The 16148-nt window shown below is 45.2% G+C and carries 17 protein-coding genes; 12 read left to right on the plus strand and 5 right to left on the minus strand.

Annotated features, from left to right (window positions below; genetic code table 11):
• Window positions 1–485 precede the first annotated feature (485 nt).
• The 3 genes from CH376_RS08550 (at window position 486) to CH376_RS08560 (ending at window position 4422) form a co-directional block, all read left to right on the plus strand.
• Entirely contained in the window at window positions 486–1967 is a 1482-nt protein-coding gene (locus CH376_RS08550; protein WP_100785004.1) for an aldehyde dehydrogenase family protein, read from the plus strand.
• A 306-nt stretch (window positions 1968–2273) separates the two neighbouring features.
• Entirely contained in the window at window positions 2274–3371 is a 1098-nt protein-coding gene (locus CH376_RS08555; RefSeq protein ID WP_165781721.1) for a zinc-dependent alcohol dehydrogenase, read from the plus strand.
• A 151-nt stretch (window positions 3372–3522) separates the two neighbouring features.
• Window positions 3523–4422, plus strand: coding sequence for an alpha/beta hydrolase (locus CH376_RS08560; RefSeq protein WP_100785006.1), 900 nt, complete (start codon window positions 3523–3525; stop codon window positions 4420–4422).
• 51 nt (window positions 4423–4473) lie between these two features.
• Here the strand turns inward: CH376_RS08560 and tpx are convergent, their stop codons facing one another.
• Window positions 4474–4989, minus strand: coding sequence for a thiol peroxidase (gene tpx / locus CH376_RS08565; RefSeq protein WP_100785007.1), 516 nt, complete (start codon window positions 4987–4989; stop codon window positions 4474–4476).
• A 494-nt stretch (window positions 4990–5483) separates the two neighbouring features.
• On the opposite strand from tpx, the gene ilvB reads away from it, so the two are divergent.
• From ilvB to CH376_RS08585, 4 genes are read left to right on the plus strand one after another with little or no spacing between them, the layout of a single operon-like run.
• Window positions 5484–7166: a biosynthetic-type acetolactate synthase large subunit gene (gene ilvB, locus CH376_RS08570; protein WP_100785008.1), complete on the plus strand. Its 1683-nt coding sequence runs from the start codon at window positions 5484–5486 to the stop codon at window positions 7164–7166.
• A gap of 27 nt (window positions 7167–7193) precedes the next feature.
• The gene (locus tag CH376_RS08575; protein ID WP_100785009.1) at window positions 7194–7520 is read left to right on the plus strand and encodes a hypothetical protein; all 327 of its coding nucleotides are present in this window, start codon (window positions 7194–7196) and stop codon (window positions 7518–7520) included.
• Entirely contained in the window at window positions 7438–8820 is a 1383-nt protein-coding gene (locus tag CH376_RS08580) for an anthranilate synthase component I family protein (protein WP_100785010.1), read from the plus strand. Before CH376_RS08575 ends, CH376_RS08580 begins: the two co-directional genes overlap by 83 nt.
• Entirely contained in the window at window positions 8817–9416 is a 600-nt protein-coding gene (locus CH376_RS08585) for an anthranilate synthase component II (protein ID WP_100785011.1), read from the plus strand. The genes CH376_RS08580 and CH376_RS08585 overlap by 4 nt, the downstream gene beginning before the upstream one ends.
• 43 nt (window positions 9417–9459) lie before the next feature.
• Here CH376_RS08585 and CH376_RS08590 read toward each other — a convergent pair whose 3' ends face one another.
• Window positions 9460–11154, minus strand: coding sequence for a GAF domain-containing hybrid sensor histidine kinase/response regulator (locus tag CH376_RS08590; protein ID WP_100785012.1), 1695 nt, complete (start codon window positions 11152–11154; stop codon window positions 9460–9462).
• A gap of 66 nt (window positions 11155–11220) precedes the next feature.
• Window positions 11221–11691, minus strand: a complete 471-nt coding sequence (locus CH376_RS08595; protein WP_100785013.1) for an LIC13081 family protein — start codon at window positions 11689–11691, stop codon at window positions 11221–11223.
• 72 nt (window positions 11692–11763) lie between these two features.
• Between CH376_RS08595 and CH376_RS08600 the strand changes: the two genes are divergently transcribed.
• The 4 genes from CH376_RS08600 to CH376_RS08615 all read left to right on the plus strand — a co-directional run bounded on the left by CH376_RS08600 (window position 11764) and on the right by CH376_RS08615 (window position 15172).
• Complete coding sequence (locus CH376_RS08600) at window positions 11764–12648, plus strand: pirin family protein (protein WP_100785014.1); 885 nt, start codon at window positions 11764–11766, stop codon at window positions 12646–12648.
• Between the two features lie 78 nt (window positions 12649–12726).
• Window positions 12727–13221: an OmpA family protein gene (locus CH376_RS08605; protein ID WP_125231915.1), complete on the plus strand. Its 495-nt coding sequence runs from the start codon at window positions 12727–12729 to the stop codon at window positions 13219–13221.
• Window positions 13222–13314: 93 nt separating this feature from the next.
• Window positions 13315–13743 carry a DoxX family protein gene (locus CH376_RS08610; protein WP_069608258.1) on the plus strand — a complete coding sequence of 143 codons (429 nt, stop codon included), beginning with the start codon at window positions 13315–13317 and terminating at the stop codon, window positions 13741–13743.
• 190 nt (window positions 13744–13933) lie between these two features.
• On the plus strand, window positions 13934–15172 hold the full coding sequence (locus CH376_RS08615; RefSeq protein ID WP_100785047.1) for a BaiN/RdsA family NAD(P)/FAD-dependent oxidoreductase: 1239 nt from the start codon (window positions 13934–13936) through the stop codon (window positions 15170–15172).
• Here CH376_RS08615 and CH376_RS08620 read toward each other — a convergent pair.
• Both CH376_RS08620 and CH376_RS08625 read right to left on the minus strand, forming a co-directional pair.
• Window positions 15169–15504: a VOC family protein gene (locus CH376_RS08620; RefSeq protein WP_100785016.1), complete on the minus strand. Its 336-nt coding sequence runs from the start codon at window positions 15502–15504 to the stop codon at window positions 15169–15171. The two genes, CH376_RS08615 and CH376_RS08620, sit on opposite strands and share 4 nt — an antisense overlap.
• Window positions 15501–15779 (minus strand): GNAT family N-acetyltransferase, encoded by a 279-nt coding sequence (locus tag CH376_RS08625; RefSeq protein ID WP_100785017.1) that lies wholly within the window; start codon window positions 15777–15779, stop codon window positions 15501–15503. The genes CH376_RS08620 and CH376_RS08625 overlap by 4 nt, the downstream gene beginning before the upstream one ends.
• A 112-nt stretch (window positions 15780–15891) precedes the next feature.
• On the opposite strand from CH376_RS08625, the gene CH376_RS08630 reads away from it, so the two are divergent.
• Window positions 15892–16148: NAD(P)-binding protein (locus CH376_RS08630; protein ID WP_133124661.1), on the plus strand; the 257-nt coding region annotated here is incomplete at its 3' end.

Consider the following 16148-nt stretch of genomic DNA (forward strand, 5'->3'; position numbering starts at 1 on the left):
CTCTTTCGGATTATTACGTCGTATTCTGAATTCCGAAAAAAGCGGATTCTTATAATTCAACCTTTAGTCTTAGGTTGAATTTGACGCGGGGAAATTCCCTTTGACTACAGACTTTTCCCCGATTCCTGCAACTCCGCAGGCCGTGAATGAACGACTAACGCAAGGGAAGAAAGTTGTTTCGAACGGACCCGTTCTTTCTCCGGTTTTTCCGAAATCGCGACTTCGCATTAATGGGAACCCAATTCTTTTGTTTTCGTTTTCTTTTCCCTCAAACGAGTGGTTTTATAAAAAAGGATCTTCGGATTACCTGCTTCAATGGATGGAACGATTCCGCGATTGCAAACGGTCTATTGTTCGAACGAGGCAAAAAACGGGCGATAAAAAGAATTGCTTTCCGTTTCCCCGATGATAGAATGAGGCCGCCCAGGTCGGGCTTATTCCCTAAAGAATACTTTTGTAACTAGAAGATTAAGGAGCTACTTCCGATGCCAACTTTACAGGAATCTCCGGTAAAAAAACCGAATTCTAACCCGAATCCATCCCTTCCCACAGTGGATAAGGCCGAAATTGAACGTGTGTTTAAACTTCAGAAACAGCACTTTCACAAAGTCATGAAATTGACCAACGCGAACGAGAGAATTCAGCGTTTGAAAAAACTCAAAGCCGCGATTATCAAATATACTCCGGAAATCGAAAAGGCGGTGAACGCCGATTTTCAAAAGAGCGAAAGAGAAGTCGATATCACCGAAATTATGCCCACGATTTCCGAGATCAACGACGCGATTCATCACGTTCGAAGATGGATGAAGCCGGTGAGCGTAAAAACTCCGATGACGCTTTTCGGAGCGAAGAGTCAGATTCTTTACGAACCTCGAGGCGTGGTTTTGATCATCGGACCTTGGAATTATCCGTTCTATCTTACCTTTGCTCCTCTTGCCGCAGCGATCGCCGCGGGGAATACGGTTCTCATCAAACCTTCCGAATTTACTCCGGTGACTTCGAATCTGGTTCAGAAGATCGTTTCAGAAGTATTTCCGAAAGAAGAAGTGGCCGTGTTCGAAGGCGATTATCAGGTTTCAGGCGCACTTATGGAGCTTCCTCTGGATCATATCTTTTTTACGGGAAGCACTCATGTAGGCAAGATCGTGATGACCGCGGCTGCGAAACATCTGACTTCCGTAACTCTCGAGTTAGGCGGAAAATCTCCGGCGATCATCGATAGAAGTGCGGATATCAAAAAGGCCGCTAAAAAGCTAGTCTGGGGAAAGGTGTTGAACGCCGGTCAAACCTGCGTGGCTCCGGATTATCTTCTGATTCCGAACGATCTCGTAAAACCGTTTGTGGACGAAGCAAAGGCCGTCGTAAAAGAGTTTTATACGAAAGACGGAAAGGCTCTCAAGGACAATCGCGATTTTTGCAGAATCGTAAACGATCGAAACTTCAACAGAGTTTCCGGTTATATCCACGAGGCTGTGGAAAAAGGAGCTAAGATAGAAATGGGGGGCGACACGGACGCGTCTCAGAATTATATCGAACCTACGATCCTCAGCAACGTACCAGAAAACTCTAATATTATGGAAGATGAAATCTTCGGACCCGTTCTTCCCCTGATTCCTTATACGAATCTGGACGAAGCGATCGAAAAGATCAATTCCAAACCGAAACCTCTCGCGCTCTATATCTTCGGAAAGAAGGGACGTTCGATCAAAAAAATTCTGAAAGAAACTTCCTCCGGAGGAGTTGCGGTGAACGACGTGATTCTTCATCTTGTGAATCCGAATCTTCCTTTCGGAGGGGTGAATCATTCGGGTCACGGAAGTTATCACGGATTTTTCGGATTCAAGGCCTTCTCGCACGAGCGTTCCGTTCTTCATCAATCGCCGCTCAGTTCGATCGAGTTGATGTACCCGCCTTACACCAATTTTGTGAAACGACTCGTCGCTTTTACGAAGAGCTTTTTGATCTAAGAATTTTAGAATCAGATTTCTTCGGTTAAAATAAATCCTCCGGAATCGGGCTTTCAGTCTGACCTCCGGGGGATTTTTAATTTGTGGCCGCCGCTCGCTATCGGTAGAATTGGAATCCGACAAAAACTTTTTTAGTACCGGTCCTGCGTTTAAAAATACCGGTTTGGTCGCAGGGATTGAATGTGTCGAACGCGGTTTAAAACTCGATTTTCAAAGGTTCGAGGCGACTTTTATAAAAATAAAGTAGACAGACTAGTCTGTTTGTATATTTATTATAAATAGACTATGTGGTCTACGGAGAATTTTATGCAACAACTCATGTTCCTTCGTCCGGGAAAATTAGAATGGTGGGACGTTCCGGCGCCTCGCCTGGAATCGGACGAAGACGCTTTGGTGGAACCGATCGCGGTCGCAAGATGCGACTTGGATTTGGGGATCATACGAGGAGAAGCTCCCTTTAAAGGGAAGCTGCTTCACTTTATTAGAAATCATGCATATAGATTGATTTCCAATACCGCCTTAGGTAAGGCTCCGTTCAAAGGTCCTTATCCGTTCGGTCACGAATTCGTCGCCAAAGTTAAAAACGTAGGGGACCGGGTGAAAACCGTCAAACCCGGAGATTCGGTCATCGTTTCGTTTCAGATCGCCTGCGGAAAGTGTGATCGTTGTAAGGCGGGTCTGACTAATAGCTGTACTTCCGTTCCGCCTCGTTCTATGTACGGGTTCGGCGATCTGGGAGGGAAAGGATGGGGAGGCGCTTTTTCAGATTTGGTCCGAGTTCCTTTCGCGGATTACATGCTCATCCCTTTGCCGGCTTCTCTTTCTCCTGCGGACGCCGCAAGTATGAGCGATAACATTCCTGACGGTTATAGAACGGTCGGGCCGTTTCTAAAACGGAATCCGGGGAGTTCCGTCTTAGTCGTCGGCGGCGGTGCAAAGAGTGTGGGATTGTATTCCGTGATGATCGCGCGAGCGATGGGTTCTCCCGTAACTTATGTGGACGACGATCCGCAAAGAAACAAGATCGCCGAAAGTTTCGGCGCGACGATTCTCTCGAAAAAATATCCGGATCCTTCGATTCAATACCCGATCACGGTCGACGCAAGCGCGAACGAAGAGGGACTAACGTTTGCGCTACGATCCCTTCTCCCCGGAGGACATTGTACGAGCGTTGGAATCTATTACAAAAAGAAAACCTCAATTCCTCTTTTGGAGATGTACGGAAGGGGAGTAACGTTTCAAACGGGAAGGGTGAACGTGCAGCCGACGTTGCACGACTTGTTGCATCTGGCGGAGCATCCTCATTTTTGTCCGTGTAAGGTTACCACTTTGACGGCTTCCTGGAAGGACGCGCCCGAGGCGCTTTTGGACGCGGGTCCGAAGGTTGTGATCGAAAGAGGATAACGCGAGATTTGTTCTTGCCATCTTTGATTCTTCTCGGATTCTTCTCCAGCGCGTCGGGTGAAATCGGTTCTTTATCAAATTGGAACGCAAATGATAAGAATTTTGCGGATTCCGACGCGGCACGAATCACTGAATCGTTTGGAATTGGATCATGAAACAAAAAATAGTAAAAGTCTCACTCTTATTGATTCTCTTTTCTATCCTTCTTATGTTCGGAGGCGCCTGGTATTTTTCGGGGGTTCTAATGCATCCGAAACCGCATCGTTGTATGAAGGATCACTATATCTTTTGCGGAGATCCGAAGACGGATCTTGGTTTGGACTTCGAGAATCTGGAGTACAAAACTTCGGACGGAGTAAAAATTTCCGCGTGGTGGATTCCCGCTGCGAAAAAATCCGATAAGGTGATCCTTTCGATTCACGGTAGAGGCGCGACGAGAAGAGAAGGTCTGCGTTATGTGAAATTGTTTCACGATCAGGGAATCAACGTGATTCTTCCGGATCTGCGCGACTGCGGAGAAAGCGAAAAGTCATTTAGTTCGATGGGCTTTCACGAACGAAAAGATCTTCTCGCGACCTTCGAATACGCAAAACAAAGAGGAATGAAGTCTTTCGGTATTCTCGGTTTTTCTATGGGTAGCTCCACTTCGATTCTTTTTATGGCTGAGAATCCGGAAATAAAGATCGGAATTTTTGATTCCGGCTTTGCGGACTTTGTGGACGTGGTCGCATACAATGCAAAAAAAGATTTCGGTCTTCCCAAATATCCTCTTTTGCCTTTGGTGATTTTCCTTTACGAACTTCGAGGCGACTTAGAAACGGACGAATTGTCTCCCGAAAAAGTGATCGCGGATATTTCGCCCAGATCGGTTTTGATCTTTCACGGCGACGCAGATAAGACAGTCGCTTACGAACACGGAGTCAGACTCGGCAACGCGGCAAAGGAACCTAAGGAATTTGTGGGAATTCCCGGCGGAGAACACACCAAGCTCTGGCAAAAAGACGAGGCGCTGGTTTCTTCAAAAATTCTTAAAATAATTCAAAAATTATAATATACTGTTTTTTTAATGTCCGGCCGTCTTTCAGGCCGGAGGAAGGGATGCTCAGAGCGCCGCGTTCGCCGCCGCCAATGCCGCGGCGTAGTTCGGTTCCGAGCCGATTTCAGGAACGAGTTCCACATAACGTATCACGTCGTTCTTATCCACTACAAAGACCGCCCTCGCGGAAAGTCCTTTCAGCGGACCTCCGGCGATATGAGTGCCGTAGGCTTTGGAAAAAGAAAAATCCCTGTACTGGGACCCGGTCACAAGGTTTGGAGAATCGATTCCTTCCGTGGAACAAAAACGTTTCATTGCAAACGGAAGATCCCCGGAGATGATCAGCGTGGAGATTCCGTTTAGGTTCGCGGCTTTTTCGTTAAAGACCTTGGTTTCGATCGCGCAAACGGAAGTGTCAAGACTCGGAACTGCGACAAGAATTTTCACCTTACCCTCGTAGTCTTTTAAACCGAACTCGGAAAGATCCTGTCTGACCGCTTTAAATTCGGGAGCCTTGTCTCCGGCCGCGGGTATGTTTCCTTCAAGCGGGACCGGGCTTCCTTTCAGTGTGACTTGTGCCATTTTGTTTTCCTAAGATTAAAATTTTGAGCGTGCGTGAGATCCGATTCTAATCTAAGAATCCGGACTTGAAAGCAAACTTTCCTTTAGACGTTCGAATTCTTAACCTGAATCAGAATTCCTTCCTTACTTGGAATAGAAGTCGTTCTACCGAGTTGAAAATCGTATCGGCTTCCGTTTCGATTTTATTTTCCATGTCTGTTTAAAAAATCGCTTGCACATCGATCGGAGATAAAAGCAAGCTGGTCCCAGAACTCATTTATGAATTTCAATCGCGTAAACAATCAAGTCAATCTCAACACGGTCATGGTGTGGCTCGTGCTTGTGGTGGTCGTCTGGCCACCAGGACCCCGCTTTACGCTGTAGAGATTTCTTTCAGGCGCAATCCTAAGAAAAGCCTCCTCCGGTGTAAAGCCGGGGGAGGCTTTTTTATTTTAGGGCGGTTCTTGACGTGGATGAGCGATCTATTCTTTAAAATTTTTTATAGGAGGCTACAGATGGAAATAAGCGGAGCCGAACTGATCATTCGTTTTTTGGAATATGCGGGCGTTGAAATCGTCGCTGGAATCCCCGGCGGAGCCAGTCTTCCCATTTATGACGCGTTGCACGGGAGCAAGATCCGTCATATTCTCGCCAAACACGAACAAGGCGCCGGCTTTATCGCAGGCGGAATGGCAAGGGCGAGCGGGAAGCCCGCGGTTTGTATGGCTTCTTCCGGTCCCGGAGTTACAAATCTAATCACCGCCGTCGCCGATGCAAAGATGGATTCGGTTCCTCTGATCGCAATTACCGGCCAAGTTCCCGTGTCTTTGATCGGAACGGACGCTTTTCAAGAGATCGATACACTCGGTCTTTCCATTCCCATTACCAAAAAAAGTTATCTCGTTAAAAGAACGGAAGATCTCGTAAAAATTCTTCCCCAGGCCTGGATTACTTCCACAGAAGGAAGGCCGGGTCCCGTTTGGATCGACGTTCCGAAAGACGTAGCTTCCGGGAAAATCGAATGGGACGAAGAAAAAGAATCTAAATTTTGGAATATTCAAAAAAATGAAACTACTCCGATATTAGAACCCGCTTGGACCGAGCGTTTTCTGTCTATGATCTCCGAATCCTCCAAGCCGATCTTTTATATCGGCGGAGGTCTGAACCGTCCTTTGTCAGCGGAGTTGTTTCGTATTCTGCAGGAAAGATTGGGGTTCCCGGTGGTTTCGACTCTGATGGGTTTGGGAGTTTGCGCGAATCAAAACCCTTTGTTTTTAGGAATGCTCGGAATGCACGGTTCCAGAGCCGCGAATTTGGCGCTGGAGGAAGCAGATCTTTTGATATCGTTGGGAGTTCGTTTTGACGATCGCGCCACGGGAAAGTTGAGCGAGTTTTGTCCGAACGCAAAGATCATTCACGTCGACATAGACTCGACGGAGATTGGTAAATTAAAGAATCCGAATCTATTTTTGAAACACGACGCGGAGGATTTTCTGAGACAGATCCTGGAAATGCGGATTCAGTATCGGATTTCCGAATTGGAAGAATGGAAGGATCGGATTTCGACTCTAAAAGTTTTATACGGTCTTCCTTTTCCGGAAGAGAAGGAAACGCTTCATCCATTTTCCGTAATACGAAAGGTTTCCGAAATTTTAGGAGATAGGGCCATCGTAACAACGGACGTTGGTCAACACCAGATGTGGGTTGCCCAGTATTATTCTTTTCAGACCCAGGGAAGTCTTATCACCTCGGGAGGTTTGGGCACGATGGGATTCGGCCTTCCGGCGGCGATCGGAGCCGCGTTAGTCGCGCCTGAAAAAAGAATCGTCTGCGTATCCGGAGACGGTTCGATTTTAATGAACGTTCAAGAATTGGACACTCTTCGGGATTTGAATTTGGACGTTACGATTCTTTTGATCAATAACGGACATCTTGGCCTTGTCAGACAACAGCAGGAATTGTTTTTTTCGTCCAGATTCTCCGCCTCTCGATTTGTCACGCCTACGAACTTTACGAAAATTGCATCTTCTTTCGGGATTCCTTCCTACGAACTCAAAGAAGAATTTTCAGTTTCGGAATTGTTAAACGAAGTCTTTTCGAAAAAAGGGCCTTCGTTTGTCGTTTTGCGGGTTTCGCCGGAACTTCACGTACTTCCGATGGTTCCGCCCGGAAAGGCAAACCGAGAAATGATACATTAATATTTTAGAATATAGGAGAGTATAAAAATGATTTTAATCGATTCGAAAGAAAATAAGGACTATTCGTTTTGCATCGTTTCGGAGGAAGGCCCCGCTTCCATTCTTCGTCTGATCGGAATTTTATCCCGCAAATCCATCGACTGGAAGGATTGGCGCCTTTGGCGCAACATCGAAAACAACACGCAGGATATTATCATCTCAATTCACACCGGGCAACCGGATAAAATTTTGAACTTATTCCGGACGATTCCGGAAATCACAGGAGTCCACTATGTCGAGTCAGATCCAGAATCTGAAACAATTTCTGAAGGCGCTTCCCGGCAAACCGGCGAGTTTACCGTTTCCACTTCTTGAGGATGGAATAGACGGTTTTCTTCTTCGCTTAACAAAAAGGTATTCCGGATGTTTTTTATTGGAGAGTCATCCGGGATATCCGACTAACTACCGTTATTCGATTTTTGGTTTTTCTCCTTCCTTCCAATTGCGCGGATATCCTGGCGCTTTCGTCCTAAACGGACAAGCCGTTCCCGCGAAAAATCCATACGACGATCTCAAAGACTTATTCCCGGATAAAAAAAAATCGAAGAAGTATTCCGGAGGTTTAGTCGGTTTTTTGAGCTACGACGCGGCCGCACTTTTCGAACCGGTTGCAAACTTAAAGCCGAGGGAAGGATATCCCCTGTTTTCGTTCGGTTTATATCTGGACGGCGTCGTATTCGATCATCTGACCGGCGCCGCAGAGTATTTTTATTATTCGGAAAATCGTTTTTCCGAACTGAAGGACTTGCTCGATGAAGAAGCGGACACCGAAGTAAAAACAAAAGTCCGTTCTTTGGGATATTCTAAAACAAAAGAAGAATATTCGAATATGTTTGAAAAGACCAAAGGGGAAATTTTAGCCGGAAATACCTTCCAATGTCAGATCGGTTTCGAAGAAAAATTCGAGATTGAGGGAAGTTCGGTTCCGATTTTTTTATCCCTCAAGAAAAACAATCCTTCTCCGTATCTTTTCTTTTATAAGGATAATGAATTGGAAACTTTCGGTTCCAGTCCGGAGCTGTTGTTTTCACATCGGGATCGGATCGTAGAAACCTTTCCTTTGGCGGGAACTTATCCCAGAGGCAAAACCGTCTCGGAGGACAAAATTCTTACCGGGAAATTGTTAAGCGACGAGAAGGAACGGGCGGAACACGCGATGCTGATCGATCTTCACCGTAACGATTTGAGTCGAGTCTGCGAGACTGGCTCCGTGAGACTCAAAAAAGAATTTGAAATCCTGAAATTCACTCACGTTCAACATATCACGAGCGAAGTCGCCGGAATCTTAAAAGAAAAAGAAAATTCGTTTTCAGGGCTGGTTTCCGTTTTCCCCGCGGGAACTCTTACCGGAGCTCCGAAAGTGGAATCGATCAAATGGATCCGCAAAACGGAAGGGGACGAGCGTGGACCTTACGGCGGAGTTTTAGGATATCATTCTTTGGACGGAAGTTCCCAGTTCTGTATTCTGATTCGAAGTCTTTTTAGAAACGGATCCTCAGCCTATTCGAGGGCCGCGTCGGGAATCGTTTTGGATTCGGTTGAAGATTTAGAATATCAAGAAATTCTAAATAAGTTGAAAGCCGTTAAAGGATCCGTGGAGGAATTTATCTTATGAAAAGCTGCGTAGTCATCGATCATTACGATTCTTTCACATACAACCTTGTTCATCTTTTGGAGGAAAGTCTACGTTCGAATTCCCAAAATTACAGACTTTCGATTTTCCGCCAAGACGAAGTAAGTCTGAACGAGGTTCTTGCGGTCAATCCGACTCATATTCTTCTTTCTCCAGGTCCCGGTCATCCGCAGGATCCCGATTATTTCGGTGTTTCCGAATCGATTTTGAGGCTTCGGAATCCTTACATCAAAATTTTGGGGATTTGTCTCGGGATGCAGGGAATCGTCACGTCCTTCGGCGGAAGTCTGCGCAGATCCAAGGTTCCTTATCACGGCAAAACCTCCCGAATCGCTCACGATCAAAGAGGAGTTTTTTCGGGGATCTCCGGAGAAATCTGCGTTATGCGCTATCACTCTTTGGAAGGCGTTCAAGAATCCTTGCCTTCCTGTCTTGAGATTTCCGCGCGGGTCGAAGAGGAGATTCCGGTTTTGATGGGAGTGAGACACAAAATTCTTCCGATCGAAGGCGTGCAGTTTCATCCGGAGTCCTTCGCGACCGAAGGAGGAAGTAAGATCGTGGAAAATTTTCTGAAATGACGAAAAGGCCGGGATAACGTCCCGGCCTTCTTATCAAAAAACTCTAAGTGGAATTTTTATCCCGTGAAAGAATGTAATCGTTGAGAAGGGCGGCGATCTCTTCCTTATGAAACGGTTTGCTTATATATTGATCCATTCCCGCAGCCAAACACGCCTCTCTATCGGACTGATTCGCGTTAGCCGTAATCGCGATGATATAAGGACGTATGGTCTGGTTTGTATGCTGGGTAAGAATTTTTGCCGTATCGATCCCGCTCAGTTCGGGCATTTGAATGTCCAAAAAAAGGACGTCGGCTCCGTAAATTTCGATATGATGTAAGGCTTCTATTCCGTTGGAAACGATCTTGGGAGTATAACCTAATTTTTCCAGAACCCTTTCGATCAGCATCTGATTGATTTCGTTGTCTTCGGCGACTAAAATTTTCAGATTCGGCGAAAGGTTGTCGTTCTGATTAGGAATTGTCTTTTTCAACTCAACAAGAATGTCCGATCTCTCGGCGACGGGAAGCTGACCTGCGATTTCAAAGACGCTTCCGCGGTTCATTACGCTCTGCGCGGAGAGTTTCAGGTTCATCAGATTGGCGAGGTTTTTACTGATCGCTAATCCGAGCCCTGTTCCTCCGTATTTTCTGGAAACGGACGTGTCCGCTTGCGTATATGCCTGAAAGAGCTCGCTCAGCTTGTGTTCCGTGATTCCTATTCCCGTGTCCTTTACTCTGATTTCAATTTCCATCAGTTTTGCGGAAACAGGTTTTGCGCCGAGTTCGACGATAACACTCCCTTTGTCTGTAAATTTGAAAGCGTTTGAAACGAGATTAACGAGAATTTGTTTGAGACGATTAGGATCCGTGACGACGATCAGGGATTGAATTTCGCCGTTCTCTAATTTGAATTCTAAATTCTTTACTCTTGCGTCCTTTTCAAACAAGGAAAAGACTTCCTTTAATAATTCCATCAGATCGAACGCGATATTTTCAATCGTCATGTGACCGGATTCTAATTTAGAAAAATCTAATATATCGTTCAGGAGATTGAGAAGAAGTTTGCCGCTTTTGCGGATCGTATTCACATAATCTTCTTGTTCGTTTAACAATTTAGTTTCCGCCAATAGATCCGTAACCCCCAGAATTCCGTGAACCGGAGTTCTGATTTCGTGGCTCATATTTGCAAAAAACTGACTTTTGGAACTTTGAAGTTCCTCTTCCTTGTCTCGTAATCGGATGAGTTCGCGATTCTTCTTGATTAATTCGAAATTGGCGATCACCTGATTGGAGAGAACCTTCAGCATGTTCTTTTGTTTTCCGTTTAACTTTTGCGGTTTTTGGTCGATCACGCAAAGAGTTCCTATATTATAACCTTCCGGTGTTTTGAGAGGAGCTCCCGCATAAAATCGAATGAAGGGCGATCCGATTACCAAGGGATTGTCTTTGAATCTCTCGTCCTCCAATGCGTCTTCCACTTCGAAAAGTTCGTCGTGAAGGATCGCGTATTGGCAGAAGGAAATATTACGTGGAGTTTCTTTGTCTTCCAATCCCAGTTTCGCTTTGAACCATTGCCGATCTGAGTCAATCAGAGAGATCAATGCGATCGAAGAGTTACAGATATATGCTGCAATTTGGGTCAAAGAATCGAATTTTTCTTCCGGAGCGGTATCTAAGATCTGATACGCCTTGAGAGCTTTGATTCGATCTACTTCATTTTCTGGAACGGGCGTTAGTTGTTTGCGGGAAAAGTTCACTCGATAAAAACCTATTGCATTCTTAGAAAAAAATAAATTAAAGCAAGATTAATTTCGGGAAAATCCTTAAATTCGAATCACCTGAAAATGCTTCGGAGATTTGGAACCGCACTCATACAAACAGTTCTGAAGTTGCTTCATTTCTTTACAAATTCTACCGCGAATACCCGGATCAAAAAACCATTCTCCGGCGCTGTAAGGGAATTTGAGTTTTGAATGATTCGTAAACGTTATTTTTGTGCCTTTATCCGAATTCTGAAACGTATAGATATCTCGAAGATCTAAAAAAGAATTACTCGTTTCCATGATCATTCTTGAATTCGGAATCCATTCTTTTGCCGCATAATTTGCCTTGAGTTTGATAGGCCCGAAAGAATAGAGTAATTCGAAGACCGGCAGATTATCTTTTAGGAACGGGATCGGATATACTTCCGAGATTCGATCTCCCCAACGTATCAGATTTCTAAAATCCGCCACAAAGCGAAACGTATCGTCTAAAGAATATGAAACTAAAAAGGTTACAGTAGTTGTTATCATGGTAGAATCCAATACATCCGTAAAGAGTAAAAATTTGCACCGTGACCAGAGATACAAAGGAGAGTTCGATATATGAATCTAAAAAAAGTTAAAACGGTTCGGCCGTCGCTGAGAACTATGGAGGGCGGAGGATTTCCGGTGAGAAGACCTTTCCCGGTTCAGGACTTAATTCAGCTGGATCCGTTTTTGTTATTAGACGAGATGGGACCCGTAGAATACAAACCGGGAAAAGCGATCGGTGCGCCCGAACATCCGCACAGAGGATTTGAAACTGTCACTTATTTATTGACTGGAGAAATGGAACACCGGGATTCTTGGGGGAATTACGGGAAATTGAAGGCCGGCGACGTCCAATGGATGACCGCGGGCGCCGGATTGGTTCATTCCGAACTTCCATCCGACGAGTTTCAGAAGAATGGCGGTTGGATGCACGGCTTTCAACTTTGGGTAAATCTTCCTTCTTCTCAGAAGATGAGCAATCCGCGTTATCAAGATACTCCTTCTGAAAAAATTCCGGAAGTGGAATCGCCCGATCATAAAACGAAAATTCGAGTGATTGCCGGCGAGGTCTTCGGAACGAAAGCGGTCATCGAGACAAAAATTCCGATTCTTTATTATCACCTGCATCTGATTCCCGGTGCGGACGTCACGATCCCGGTTCCGGAGTCTTACAACGTTTTCGCTTATCCTTTTTCCGGAGACGGAGTTCTTCATACGGAAGAAGGCGCGAGGCCGGTGAAAGAAGGGGATATGGTTTGGTTTGAAAGAGGAATAGGAGACGTGCGGTTTTCTCTTCCGGAAAATTCTCCGAACGGATGGGAATTACTTTTGATCGGAGGAGAACCCGTGGAGGAACCGGTGGCGAGATACGGTCCTTTTGTGATGAACACTCAGGACGAAATCTATCAGGCGTTTAACGATTTTCAAGCCGGTAAGATGGGGACAATACATTCGTAAAAAATTCTATTCTAATATAGAATTCAGAATTCTAATGGGAGAAGAGACGTTCGTTTGCGATCCGGGAGATTTTCGAAAATGAACTTTTTTTCTCCCGATTCTTTTTGGTTTTGGCTGCTACCGAGTTTATTCTTAGCCGCGACGTTTTACGGTTTTTTTTTCAGAACTTATGAAAAAAGAAAATCTCCGCAAAACAGATCAAACAAAAATCGAACCCGCGATAAAAAAGGAGGCGTCTCCGAAGATTCTTTCCCGATACGCGGAGGTTCCGTTTTTTTCGGTGCCGGCTCTTCCGAAATCGAGCCCGAGTTTTTTGAGTCCTTGGATCTTTTGGGCGAAAGCCTAAAGGACAGAACGGATTGGAAGTTGCGGATCGAAGGTTGGACGGATCGTCATGGAAGGCCCGCGACTAATCGAAGACTGTCTCTGGAAAGGGCAAAACGAATTCAAAGTTACTTATGTAGAAAATGGGAAGTTTCCTCCGTTCTGATTCAAATCAGCGGAATGGGCGTCGAGCCTCGTTCGATCACGGCGGAAAAAGCGAGAAGGGCGGATTGGACGCTTTTCGTATAATTTTTATTTTCATTTTTTAAACGATTCTTACCTTGCAAAAGTTTTGGAAAGGGATATGATGAATTTTCAAACCTAAAAATCTGGAGGTGAGCTATGGATCGCTGGAATCAATGGCTTCAAGAACATCGGGATTGGTTGGTGGACTTCTTGCGTATCTATCTGGGAGGAGTCTTGATATACAAAGGTCTTGAGTTCCTATCGAATACGGACGGACTCATCCGTTTGATGGAGATGAATAACGCTCCTATGGCATCTGCGTTACTCGCTCATTACATTGTGATCGCGCATATCTGCGGAGGAATCCTTCTTTTATCGGGACTTTTGACTCGGTTTGCCGCGATTCTTCAAGTTCCCGTACTAATCGGCGCCGTTTTGTTTATCCACGGAAAAGAAGGTTTTATGGCGCCGGGTTCGAATCTTCCTTACGCCGCGATGATTCTTCTTCTGCTATTTCACTTTTCACTCTACGGCTCGGGAAGAATTTCGGCCGACTACTATATCGAAACTCACAAAAGCGTATAATCGTTCGAACGATAGAATGGGGCGGGTCTCCGTTCTATCATGTCGCTTAATCTTTGGTCCCCCCGTCCATTTTTTCCAATAAGAATTCGGAATCGACTTTGTAACGATAAATACCGAGTGCAAAATCGGTAGCGCCCTTTTGTATGGAAAACCGGAACGTATTTTTCTAAAATCGAAACTTATTCAGAACATGAACCCTAAAACCGGACAACCAATCAAGGTCGCAGTAATCGGAGGCGGAGCCGCCGGTTTTTTCGGCGCGATTCAGATCGCGAGCGGAGGAAAATGTTCGGTTACACTTCTCGAAAAAGGAAAACAATTTCTTTCCAAAGTGAAAATTTCCGGAGGAGGAAGATGCAACGTTACGCACCATTGCCTTGATCCGGAACTTTTGAGCAAACACTATCCCAGAGGAGAAAGAGAACTTCGCTGGGCTTTCGAAACGTTCGGACCAAAGGACACGATTCGATGGTACGAGGAAAGAGGTGTTCTATTAAAAACGGAATCGGACGGAAGAATGTTCCCTGTTACGGATTCTTCGGAGACGATATTACAAACCCTGTTTCAGGAAGCGAAACGTGTCGGAGTCAGATTGGAAACTGAGATGGAAATTCATTCGGTGATTCCGAAGAGCGATTCCAAATTCGAAATCAAATTGAAGTCCGGCAAAATATTAGAATTCGATAAAGTACTATTCGCGACTGGATCCGGCAGGAAGGCATGGAACTGGTTGGAGGCGATGGGACATACGATTTTGGATCCAGTGCCTTCCTTGTTTACTTTCAAAATTTCCGATCGAAGAATCGACGATCTTTCCGGACTCGCCTTTGAAAAAGCCGAATGTTCCCTTTTGGAATTCGGATATTCCCAAATCGGTCCTCTGTTGATCACGCACTGGGGGTTTAGCGGTCCCGCGATTCTGAAGTTATCCGCCAAAGGCGCGAGAGAATTGTTCGAGAAAGGATACGATACTACGTTAAGAGTCAATTTTCTACCCGGAATGAAAAAAGAAGAAGTTCGAAAGAGGATCGAAAAGGAAAAAGAATTACATCCCGCAAAACTCATAAATAATACTCCGGTTTTGGGGATTCCGAGAAGATACTGGGAAAGAATATTAGAAATTCATTCTATAGCCGCGTCCAAAACCTGGTCGGGTTTGTCGTCCAAGGATTTACATTTGTTAACCGAAGAGCTGACCGACGGTAGATTTCGGATATCGGGAAAGGGAGAATTTAAGGACGAATTCGTCACCTGCGGCGGGGTTAGCCGAAAAGAAGTGAATTTCAAAACGATGGAGAGTAGGGTCGTATCCGGAATCTACTTTGCGGGCGAGGTTTTGGACGTGGACGGAGTCACCGGAGGATTTAATTTCCAGAACGCATGGACGACTTCTTATATCGCGGCGCAGGGAATTCTTTCTTCGGTTTAAAAAGGCCAAGGATTGGGAAAGGAAGAATATCCGATCAGGTTTCCGTCCAAGTCTTTAAAGTATTTCGTATATTCGGTTTCTTGAATCCACTTTGGCAGGCCGTGGAGCGTCGAAGGCTCCAAGCTCGAAGCGGAAAGAACAAGAGCCTTGGGACCCTTAACGATCGTATCGGATTCTAACATAAGAATAGAAGCGCCGGTTTGAAACCAAACGGAACGCAAACTGTCGTCCTCGTTCCTTTGATCTTTGATTCTTTTGAGTCCCGGAAGAGTTTCGTAAAAATCGGAAAGGGCTTTAAGATTCGGAGTGCCGATCGCTATGTGATGAATCATCTCGCGACTAGATCCGCGTATCCAGGATGTCTTTCCAAAAAAGTAACCACGTAAGAACAACTCGGAACGATTTTTTTATTTAAGGAACGAGCCTTTTCCAATGTCGACTTAACAAGATCGGCCGCGATCCCTTTTCCTCTGAGCTCGGATGGAACAAAGGTCGATATCAAATCCCAGACTTCACCTTGATCTCTGTAAATAAGACGGGATTCGATCCCTTCAAAAATCGTATAAAACTTGAACTCGCTTTCGGAGTGTATTACTTCGGAACTCATTCTTCAACATTAGAAAGGAGAATGGAATTAATCAAGAGAAAACGAATTTTGACTTTCCATTTGCGGTACTCTAAAAATTCTAAGGCACTAAAAAACTTCCTCGGGAAAAAATATGAAACCAGAATCTTCCGCAGAAAAAAAAGAAATACATTATGATTTCGATTATATCGTCGTTGGCTCCGGCTTCGGAGGAAGCGTCTCCGCGCTTAGACTTTCGCAAAAAGGATATAAGGTGGCGGTGATCGAATCCGGAAAACGCTGGAGCAGTTCCGATTTTCCTAAGACGAATTGGAATCTGCGGAAGTTTCTCTGGTTTCCGAAACTTTTCTGTTTCGGAATTCAAAGGATCAACTTCTTGAACGACGTGAT

It is taken from the genome of Leptospira adleri (assembly GCF_002811985.1).
GTDB classification, from domain to species: Bacteria; Spirochaetota; Leptospiria; order Leptospirales; family Leptospiraceae; genus Leptospira; species Leptospira adleri.

Coding starts and splice junctions, on each gene's coding strand:
- CH376_RS08575 (WP_100785009.1), top strand. CDS start 7,194: ATGATTTTAATCGATTCGAAAGAAAATAAGGACTATTCGTTTTGCATC.
- CH376_RS08580 (WP_100785010.1), top strand. CDS start 7,438: ATGTCGAGTCAGATCCAGAATCTGAAACAATTTCTGAAGGCGCTTCCC.
- CH376_RS08555 (WP_165781721.1), top strand. CDS start 2,274: ATGCAACAACTCATGTTCCTTCGTCCGGGAAAATTAGAATGGTGGGAC.
- CH376_RS08595 (WP_100785013.1), bottom strand. CDS start 11,691: ATGATAACAACTACTGTAACCTTTTTAGTTTCATATTCTTTAGACGAT.
- CH376_RS08620 (WP_100785016.1), bottom strand. CDS start 15,504: ATGATTCATCACATAGCGATCGGCACTCCGAATCTTAAAGCCCTTTCC.
- CH376_RS08560 (WP_100785006.1), top strand. CDS start 3,523: ATGAAACAAAAAATAGTAAAAGTCTCACTCTTATTGATTCTCTTTTCT.
- CH376_RS08600 (WP_100785014.1), top strand. CDS start 11,764: ATGAATCTAAAAAAAGTTAAAACGGTTCGGCCGTCGCTGAGAACTATG.
- CH376_RS08550 (WP_100785004.1), top strand. CDS start 486: ATGCCAACTTTACAGGAATCTCCGGTAAAAAAACCGAATTCTAACCCG.
- ilvB (WP_100785008.1), top strand. CDS start 5,484: ATGGAAATAAGCGGAGCCGAACTGATCATTCGTTTTTTGGAATATGCG.
- tpx (WP_100785007.1), bottom strand. CDS start 4,989: ATGGCACAAGTCACACTGAAAGGAAGCCCGGTCCCGCTTGAAGGAAAC.
- CH376_RS08610 (WP_069608258.1), top strand. CDS start 13,315: ATGGATCGCTGGAATCAATGGCTTCAAGAACATCGGGATTGGTTGGTG.
- CH376_RS08585 (WP_100785011.1), top strand. CDS start 8,817: ATGAAAAGCTGCGTAGTCATCGATCATTACGATTCTTTCACATACAAC.
- CH376_RS08605 (WP_125231915.1), top strand. CDS start 12,727: ATGAACTTTTTTTCTCCCGATTCTTTTTGGTTTTGGCTGCTACCGAGT.
- CH376_RS08625 (WP_100785017.1), bottom strand. CDS start 15,779: ATGAGTTCCGAAGTAATACACTCCGAAAGCGAGTTCAAGTTTTATACG.
- CH376_RS08615 (WP_100785047.1), top strand. CDS start 13,934: ATGAACCCTAAAACCGGACAACCAATCAAGGTCGCAGTAATCGGAGGC.